This is a genomic window from Cyanobium sp. BA20m-p-22 (assembly GCF_024346275.1).
GTDB lineage: Bacteria > Cyanobacteriota > Cyanobacteriia > PCC-6307 > Cyanobiaceae > Cyanobium_A.
Map to the genome: position 1 here is coordinate 1 of NZ_JAGQCQ010000152.1, position 8,526 is coordinate 8,526.

Annotated in this window: 11 protein-coding genes and 1 pseudogene; 3 read left to right on the forward strand and 9 right to left on the reverse strand. The window is 63.4% G+C overall.

The window, feature by feature from the left end:
• The 6 genes and pseudogenes from KBZ15_RS13140 to KBZ15_RS13165 form a co-directional block, all read right to left on the reverse strand.
• Positions 1-591 (reverse strand): annotated as a pseudogene (locus tag KBZ15_RS13140) (glycosyl hydrolase family 57); the annotation flags it as partial.
• A gap of 356 nt (positions 592-947) precedes the next feature.
• Complete coding sequence (locus KBZ15_RS13145; RefSeq protein WP_255015661.1) at positions 948-1,319, reverse strand: AbrB family transcriptional regulator; 372 nt, start codon at positions 1,317-1,319, stop codon at positions 948-950.
• A 196-nt stretch (positions 1,320-1,515) separates the two neighbouring features.
• On the reverse strand, positions 1,516-1,863 hold the full coding sequence (locus tag KBZ15_RS13150; protein ID WP_315859890.1) for a DUF3136 domain-containing protein: 348 nt from the start codon (positions 1,861-1,863) through the stop codon (positions 1,516-1,518).
• A complete protein-coding gene (locus KBZ15_RS13155; protein ID WP_255015652.1) occupies positions 1,835-2,698 on the reverse strand; it encodes a galactose mutarotase in 864 nt (287 codons plus the stop codon). The genes KBZ15_RS13150 and KBZ15_RS13155 overlap by 29 nt, the downstream gene beginning before the upstream one ends.
• A gap of 77 nt (positions 2,699-2,775) precedes the next feature.
• On the reverse strand, positions 2,776-3,471 hold the full coding sequence (locus KBZ15_RS13160) for a response regulator transcription factor (protein ID WP_255015653.1): 696 nt from the start codon (positions 3,469-3,471) through the stop codon (positions 2,776-2,778).
• A 117-nt stretch (positions 3,472-3,588) separates the two neighbouring features.
• Entirely contained in the window at positions 3,589-3,807 is a 219-nt protein-coding gene (locus KBZ15_RS13165; protein ID WP_255015655.1) for a CP12 domain-containing protein, read from the reverse strand.
• 129 nt (positions 3,808-3,936) lie between these two features.
• Here KBZ15_RS13165 and KBZ15_RS13170 point away from each other — a divergent pair, with 129 nt between their 5' ends.
• From KBZ15_RS13170 to KBZ15_RS13180, 3 genes are all read left to right on the forward strand, one after another.
• Positions 3,937-4,326 carry a hypothetical protein gene (locus KBZ15_RS13170; protein WP_255015656.1) on the forward strand — a complete coding sequence of 130 codons (390 nt, stop codon included), beginning with the start codon at positions 3,937-3,939 and terminating at the stop codon, positions 4,324-4,326.
• Positions 4,327-4,498: 172 nt separating this feature from the next.
• Positions 4,499-5,620 (forward strand): DUF1611 domain-containing protein, encoded by a 1,122-nt coding sequence (locus KBZ15_RS13175; RefSeq protein ID WP_255015657.1) that lies wholly within the window; start codon positions 4,499-4,501, stop codon positions 5,618-5,620.
• Positions 5,617-6,693, forward strand: coding sequence for an alanine/ornithine racemase family PLP-dependent enzyme (locus KBZ15_RS13180; protein ID WP_255015658.1), 1,077 nt, complete (start codon positions 5,617-5,619; stop codon positions 6,691-6,693). The genes KBZ15_RS13175 and KBZ15_RS13180 overlap by 4 nt, the downstream gene beginning before the upstream one ends.
• Positions 6,694-6,713: 20 nt before the next feature.
• Here KBZ15_RS13180 and KBZ15_RS13185 read toward each other — a convergent pair whose 3' ends face one another.
• From KBZ15_RS13185 to KBZ15_RS13195, 3 genes are all read right to left on the reverse strand, one after another.
• The gene (locus KBZ15_RS13185; protein WP_255015659.1) at positions 6,714-6,836 is read right to left on the reverse strand and encodes a hypothetical protein; all 123 of its coding nucleotides are present in this window, start codon (positions 6,834-6,836) and stop codon (positions 6,714-6,716) included.
• A gap of 294 nt (positions 6,837-7,130) precedes the next feature.
• Complete coding sequence (locus tag KBZ15_RS13190; protein ID WP_254930703.1) at positions 7,131-7,604, reverse strand: NUDIX hydrolase; 474 nt, start codon at positions 7,602-7,604, stop codon at positions 7,131-7,133.
• Between the two features lie 8 nt (positions 7,605-7,612).
• Positions 7,613-8,526: oxidoreductase (locus KBZ15_RS13195; RefSeq protein ID WP_255015660.1), on the reverse strand; the 914-nt coding region annotated here is incomplete at its 5' end.

Sequence of the window (8,526 nt, forward strand, 5' to 3'; positions counted from 1 at the left end):
CAGGTGCATCTCCGGCGGCGAAAAACCCTTCACCCGTTGCAGGGCCTCGGGGCCAAACAGGGCGGCGAAATGGTGCTGCCAGGCCAGGATCTGCAACTTGAGATCGGGGATCGGCGTGGAGGGGGCCACCGCATGGCTCCAGAAGGTGCCGAGCCACTCCACGTGGGGCTGCAGGCTCGGATCACAGGCGAGGGTTTTAAGGGCGGCGAGGATGTCCTCGCGGCCCATCTGCTCGAAGCCCCAGAGCAGATTGCCCGAATAATCGAGCATGATCCGGGGATTGCAGCCCTCGCCGATCAGCTGGGGAATGATCTCGGCAAGCCTTTTGTAGCAGTGGGCAAAGGCATCGGCGTTGTGGTTATCACCCTCGCCCGGGTGCTCATACATGTATTGCAAATGGGAGATCAGCTCTCCGTTGTCCCCGGCTGGAATCGAGGGCTGATGCATGTGGAGCGCACAGGCAAAAGCTGAATGGATCTGCTCCAGCTGGAGATTGGAATGGGGGGCAAACACCGCTCCGGGCAGTTGCACCAAGGCAAGGATCTCCGCCTCATGGCCCGCGATCGGAGGGAGGCTGGGGCTGGGGGGCATGGTGGGGGTTGGGGGAGGTCAGCTTGCGACAGGGGGGATCTTCACCCTGCTGTTGGGCCCCACTGGCGTTAACTTGCTAAGGCTGATATTTGCGATCCTGCCCTGGTGGGTGACCCAGCGCGCTGCCGATCCGATGAGCCCCCTGTTTCCCTGTTGCAGTTGTGGAGTGCAAATTGAGCGCTCGATCAAGCTATACAGACAGCGCAAGGGCAAGGTGCTTTGCTCCACTTGCCAGGACAGGGCTGAAGCGCTGCAGGCCAGGGATGCAGGAAACCGTACGACGAAGAAACCGGGGCCCCAGAAGGAGTAAAAGAAAACAGCTGAGGCTGCCAGAAGCCAGCTTGGCTGGGACTGAATCACTCTTCCTCCTCAGCCCCACCGATGGGAACAAGCTTGATCTGCTTGCGGCCCAGCTTGATCTCAAATTCATCCCCGGGCTTGAGGTCGAGCATGGCGGTGTAGGCCTTGCCCACCAGCAAGTTGCCGTTGAACTGAATTTTTGTGGTGTAGCTCAGCTTACGGCCACCCTTGCCCGTACCCCTGCCGACACTATCGGTGCCAAGGCTTACACCCTTGGCACCGAGCAGGGCCTCGTAAAACGCCGTGAAATTGAGGCGCTCACTACCATCTTTCTTCGTGCTCACGTAGCCACAGCTACGGACCAGATCCGATTTGGAAACATCACCCAGTTCTTTGACCTTGGCGAGCAATTCGGAGCCTGTAAGCATGTGAGTAGTTCGTTCAAGCCAAATAGTAGCAGCAAACCGCAGCAATTTGGTGGTTATTGGTACTGATTGGACCCACCTAACTGTCCCCTGCAAGCAAGCATGCGCACCCAAGCCGAACTATTGCCATCCAAAATCACACCCACCTCCAGCCGCTGAACCCGGGGGGATTGGTGGATCTGGGTCAGCCCAAGCCCCCTCACTTGCCGCACTCTCTTTTGATCAAAAAGTAGAGATGGGAGGGATCCCCATACCGGTACGGCAGGGCCTCATGCAGAGAAGAAAGGCGCCGCCAGCAGACGCTGCGGCGGATCTGGTTGATCGTCCTCTCCTCAAGGATGAGGATACGAAGCGACTTGCAATAGATTGAAAAACTTGTCTCCAGTTCAGCAATTGTGAGGTCAGTGGTAAAAGTTAGCTGACTCATGGCAACAACATGGCAACGACGTCGTGGTCGCCATGCAGATTCGACCAGCACCCCCAATTGCGTGAAGCCCCCGTTTGGGGGCAGTTGGGTCTCAGGAACCTGTTGATGCCGTAAAGGCATAGCGGGTATGGAGCCTGGTGCTGGCGCCCGGGCTCAATTCGAGCTTGCGATCACCGCTGATCAGGGCCTGACGCGGCCCACTCCAGGGTTCCATGCACACCATCGGCCGGGGCGGCTCCGTCCAGAGCACCACCAGATCCAGCGGGTGGCTGAGCTGGAGCTCAAGGCTGGTGCCCGCGCCAGCATCCACCAGCCGCACCGAACCTGTGGGTTTGACCAGCAGGTCGATGCCACTGGCCAACCGTTCCATCTGTTCGGCACTGGAGGCCTCCTCCATGCTGAGGTGGTTGAGGCACTGGGGAGGTAAGCCCTCAAACCGCACCGTCTCCAGGCTGGAAAGGTTGAAGTAGGGGTGCAGCCCGAAGCTGAACGGCATCACTTCGCTGCTGCGGTTTTGCACCACCGTGCTGATCTCCAGCGCCCCTGGCGCCAGCCGCACCTCCATGCTGAGCAGGAAGTTGAACGGATAGGCCTGCAGCGTTTCGGGGGTATCGGACAACTGCAGTTGGACCCCCAGGCCATCGGCGAGGGGCTCCAGCTGCCAGGGCATCTGCCTGGCGAAGCCATGCTGGCCGAGGCTGAACTCACCCTGGGGCAAGGGCAGCCGATTGCCCGGCAGACCACCGGTGATCGGGAAAAGCACCGGGAAGCCACCCCGCACCGATTGGGCAGGGTCGAGAAAGCGCTCCAGATCGAGGTAGACAACCTCGTGGCCAGAGCAGCTCCAGCCGCTGATCAGGCCGCCGCGCTCGGGCACAATCCGCAGCAGGTCACCTGTGGCCGAATCGCTGAATTCCCAGTGGGGATAGGGCGTTTGGCGCTGAATCAAGGCCATGCGATCACCATCTTGGTCTGGGATGGGCATCAATCTGCCTGAAACGGCCAGCCATGGATGCCCCCAAGGGGGAACAGTCAGATTTGAACCATGCCGCAGCGCATTCCTTTGAGCACTGCCTGCAGCCGGTTGTGCACGTTGAGGGTCTGCAGCAGCCGCTTGGTGTAGGTGTGGGCCGTTTCATCACTGACCACGAGCCGTTTGGCGATCTGGCGATCGCTGAGGCCACTGGCGAGCAGGTCGAGCACCTCGTATTCCCGCGGCGTTAGCCGGGGGCAACTCAGGTAGGGCAGGATGCCCGTGCGCAGGGAGGGGCTGCGGTAGGAGTGGCCGCCCAGCACCGCCATCACCGCGGCCTGCAGCGGTTGCTGGTCATCGACAAAGTCGGCTTCGGCCACGACCGCTTCCAACCAGGGGGCATCGAGGCATTCGGCAGGGATCGAATCCCCCAGGGCCAACACCACGGCATGGATGTTGGGATGGAGTTCCCGAGCCTGGCGCACCAGGTCGAACCCGCTGCCGCTCTCGAGATAGTCGGTGCAGATCAGCAGCTGGTAGGGATCCCCAGCTTCCACAGCCAGGTAATCGAGGCAGCACTGCTGATCGGTGACCGCACAGGTGATGCGGGAGGAGCCCCCGAAGCTGCGGCAAAGGGCCCTGAGCATGAAGCGCCCCCTAGCCACCACCGCAATCCGGCCAGGAATCTCAATCGACTCCAACCCTTCTTCCTGGGCCCCATGGCCGCCATTGGCCAGAAATTGGCTGAGATCCATTCTCTTGCGGTTGACCTGGCTGCGATTGGCCTGGCTGCGGCTGACCCTGGCGAGGACGGCGAGGGGAGCCAGGCCAACCCTAGGAGTTGCGAATCCTGACCGGGAAGCAATTGCTACTCAGTCGTCGTAAACGAGGCAGTTGATGTCCGAAGGGTTCAGGTCGCAGAACACCTCCAGCGGTGAGGGCGCAACGGCCTCATCGGGGTGGCGCTGCTGGAAATCCTCCAGATCCTTGATTTGCTGTTCGATCTTGCGCGCGATAGCCACATCACCCCTGGCCTGGGCCTCGGCTAGGGCGGTGCGATAGGTCTGGAGCTGGTCTCCGATGGTAGCCATGGAACACACACCCAAGCGGTGGGGCTGGATTGGCAGATTGAATGTAGCCATGCCGCACCCCTAATGCTCTGCCGATCGGCTGGTTTGACGCGATCAGGCAGGCTGGGGCGGCCCTGAAGGATTGGTCCGATGGCCGACGCTCCCTATCTGGTTGCCCTTGCGCTCGTTGAGATCTCAGGCAAGCGCGCCCTGCCCCTCACCGGCAGATCCCAGGCCGCAGCAGCGGCCGAAGCGGCTGAGCCCGGCGAGGCCGGCCGCAGCCTGGCGCTGGAACTGCTACTGCGCCTCTGGCAGCGCAGCGATGAGGGCCCCCTGCAGCGGGCGGCGGGAGATGGCAGTTTGTTGCTGGTGGAAATACCTATGGAGGTAATGAGTGAACAGCTGCCACTGCTGAAAGCCAGCTGGCTCTCCGGGGGTGAAACGCAGGTTTTGCTTGACAGTCTGCAGGGTCTCGTAAGCAGGGCCTGGCGCATCACTTTCGCCAAATATGAACCGGTGAGCTTTATCGCCTGGCCCTGACTGGATTGGGCCGGGCTCAAAGAGCTGCAGATATCCGCCCCCCTTGGCAGCTGGGCCTAGGGTGAACTGGTAAACCCCACCTGGTGGGGGCATCTGGTATCCCCGTTTTGGCCTGGCTGGAGCGGACCATTCGGTCGCTTCCTCTGAGGCAAGAACCAAGGCAAATACTAAGGTGTCATCCGTTCAGAATAACATTTATTCGCCGTCAACTCCAAGGGCTGTAGTTTATTGCGAAGCTAATTTCGGTCGTATCGACGGCAAAACCGCCAACGGGCTGGTTCGTCATTCACAGCGCTTCAAGATTCAGTCGATCATCGATAGCAAGCTGGCGGGCTTTGATGCCGGCCAGGTGCTTGATGGCGTCGCCACCGGCATCCCGATCCTGGCGGATCTAGCTGAGGCCCTGGCCCCAGCCAATGGCCCCGTAGACACGCTGATCTTTGGCATGGCACCCGCCAGCGGCAGGCTCCAGGCGCCCGAGCGGCACGTGCTGCTGGAGGCGATCGCCGCAGGGCTGCACCTGATCAACGGATTGCACGAATTCCTCAACGACGACTTGGAATTTGCAGCGGCGGCGGCGGCCAAAAACGTCAGGATCGTCGATGTGCGCCGCCCCCCCGCCCAAGGGGATCTGCATCTTTTCAGCGGGCGCATCTCCTCGGTGGGCTGCAAACGAATCGCCGTGCTGGGTACCGATGGGGCCATCGGCAAACGCACCACGGCCGTGATCCTGACCCGGGCATTGAACGAACGGGGCATCAAGACGGTGATGGTGGGCACGGGCCAAACCGGGCTGATGCAGGGCGCCCGCTACGGAATCGCCCTTGACGCCCTGCCCTGCCAGTACGGCTCCGGCGAAGTGGAGGCCGCAGTTGTCCATGCCTTCGAGGCGGAGAGCCCCGAAGTGATCGTCATCGAAGGCCAGGGGGCGCTCAGCCATCCCGCCTATCTGAGCTCCACGGCAATCCTGCGGGGCAGCCAACCCCAAGCCGTCGTGCTCCAGCATGCCCCGATGCGGCAGCGGCTCAGCGATTTTCCCAAAATCCCGATGCCTACTGCGGCCAGCGAAATCAAGCTGATCGAAGCCTTTTCCCCGGCCACCCGGGTGATCGGCATGGCCCTGAATCACGAGGGGATGAGCGAAGCCGAAATGACCGCCGCTATTGCGCTCTACGAGATTGAGCTGGGCATCCCGGCGACCGATGCGCTCAGCCGCTCACCCCAACGGCTGGTGGACATGGTGGTGCGGGCCTTCCCCGAGCTGAAGCCGATGGCCAACGCCATCGCCCTGTGAGCTCACCGAGGCTGGTCATCCGCCTCGACCGCCTTGGCCACAACGCCCGCAGCCTGGTCGAGCGCCTCGCGGCCAGGGGCATCTCGGTCACGGCCGTGACCAAGGCCACCCTCGGCTCAGCCCCCATTGCCTCGGTGCTGGTCGCCGCAGGGGTTGCGGGCCTCGGCGAGTCGCGCATCGAAACGATCGAGGCCCTGCGCCAGAGCAACGGCTCAGTGCCGCTGACCCTGATCCGCTCACCCCTGCCAAGCCAGGTGGGGCGGGTAGTGGCGGCGGCCAACTGCAGCCTGAACAGTGAGCCGGCCGTACTGACCCTGCTTTCGGCCGCGGCGGTGGACCAGGGCTGCCGCCACGGCGTGCTGCTGATGGTGGAGCTCGGGGATCTGCGCGAGGGGATCATGCCCAGGCAGCTCGATGGCATCACGGCCGAGCTGTTGCAGTTGCCCGGGCTCGACCTGCTCGGGCTGGGCACTAACCTGGGCTGCCAGAACGGGATTGGGCCTTCCGATGCCTCAATGGGCCAACTCTGCGAGTTGGCCAGGGGGTTGGAGCTGGCCTTTGGGATCGCCCTGCCGATTGTGTCAGGCGGCAACTCCGCCAACCTGCCCTGGCTGCTGGAGGGCGGGAGGGTCGACCGGATCAACAACCTGCGCCTGGGGGAGGCGATCCTGCTGGGCCGCGAGCCCCTGGGGCGGCGACCGATCCAGGGGCTGTTCACCAATGCGTTTGAACTGGTTGGGGAAGTGATCGAAGCCGGGCCCAAGCCCACCCTGGCCTGGGGCTGCGCCGGGGAGGGGGCCTTCGGGCCGGTGGCTGGGCGGCGCGATCGGGGCGAACGCTGGCGAGTGCTGCTGGCCTTGGGCTTGCAGGATGTGGATGCCGCCGGTTTGTCCCTGCCCGCCGGCATGGAGCTGCTGGGCGCCAGTAGCGACCATCTGGTGCTCGACACCGGCGGGGAAATGGTTGCGGTGGGGGCCGAAATCAGCTTTGGGCTGAACTACAGCGCCCTGCTGCGGGCGATGACGTCGCCATTCGTGGCCAAAACCATGCTGGCCGGTCCGGTGCTCAGCTGAAGGGATCTAGCTGATGGGATCTAGCTGAAAGCACTCAGCTGGGCGGCGCATTCGAGGCAGGTTGCGATGCAGGCCAGCGTGAGGGCGGCAGTCCAAGCCGAACGGATCAGCCTGGTGAGCACCAGAAAAATCGGCGTGATCATCGCAGGCTGCCCTGGTCGACGGCCGTGATCTCGGCGTGGGGAACCGAAAAGGTGGGGAACCGATGGCGGCTCAAAGGCCAACGCCTGACCCAGGCGGAACCGGAGACCTCGTCCAGGTTCACTACCTGGTAGAGCGCATCAGGCTTGGAACGGAGACCGATGATTGATCCTGACTGGAAGGTCACGGGCACTGCTTCAAACTGGTACCAGCAAAACAGCACTTTTGACAATATGCCGCAATAATTTGAAAGCCCTGACTTGCTGCCGCTCCCCCCTGGGGCCGGCGCTAGGGACTCAGGGCTGGCTCGGGCCCGCTGGGGCCGCAAAAAACCTCTGCATCACCTCGGCCAATCCAGCGGCCAAGGGACGGTGGCCCTGCAGCCTTGGGCTCCAAATCGAGCCGCTGAGCAATTCCTGGGGCGACACCAGGGCCATGTCCTGACCCTCCAGCAACTGCAGCTGCGCCAACGGCACTGTTAGCTGGCCGCAAAAGACATGGGCCCGGCGCCTGGGGTTGCGGTGCTCCATGGCGTAGTGGAGCAGCTCCGCCTGCCAACCGATCTCCTCCAACAACTCGCGCTGCAGGGCCTGCTCCGCTGTTTCACCCGGATCCAGATGGCCCCCGAACAGGCCCCAACAGCCTGGGGCCACGATGCCGGGAATGTCGTCGCGCAGCTGCATCAGCCAGCAGCCATCACGTTCCAACATGGCAAGGGCAACCTCTACGGTCTGGTTATCACTAACAGCCTGGTTATTTAGTTCTGCCATGGCAATTCTCAGCTGGTGGGGGCTGCCGTGAGCTGCTCACTCAGCTGCCACAGCTTCAAGCGCTGCTGGCCATCGGTGGCGGCAGGGGCCACAGGCACTTCCTTAGGGTGACCGCGCATTCCCCCCAGCTGGTCGGGGCCGTAGTGCCCCCCGGGCCGGGCAGCGGGCGCCGTGGCAGCAAAGAGCTGGGGCAGGGCCCCCATGGCGGAGCTCTGCATCAGCGGACCCATGACTCGATAGGCCAGGGGTTCAAACCAGGAGCCGCTGGCGGCCACCGAAGCGGGTTGCAGGTTGGTGCGGGCGATGCCGGGATGGGCGGCCAGTGAAAGCACATCGGCGCCGGCGGCCAGCAACTGCTGCTGCAGCTCCAAGGCGAACATCACATTGGCCAGCTTGCTCTGGCCATAGGCGGCCCAGCGGTCATAGCGGCGCTCCCCCTGCAGATCGTCAAAGGCGATGCGCCCGAAATACTGGGCCCCGGAGGTCACGGTCACGACCCGGCTCGCCGGGCGAGCTCGCAACAGCGGCAGCAGCGCCATGGTCAGGGCGTAGTGGCCCAGATGGTTCACCCCAAATTGCATCTCAAAACCATCGCTGGTAAGGCTGCGGGGCAGGCCCATCACGCCGGCGTTGTTGATCAGAAGGTCAAGGCGGCCATAGCGATCGGCCAGTTCGCGGGCCGCGGCCCGCACCGAGGCCAGATCGGCCAAGTCGAGATCGAGCAGATCGATCGCACCGCCCGCCGCGTCGGCCAGCAGGGAGGTGCGGGCCTGTTCAGAGCGCTGGCGGCTGCGGCAGCCCAGCACCACGGTGGCACCGCGGCGCACCAAGGCCCGGGCCGTCTCCAGCCCCAGGCCACTGCTGGCGCCGGTGATCAGGGCCAGCCGACCGGACTGGTCGGGAATGTCGGCGTCAGTCCAGG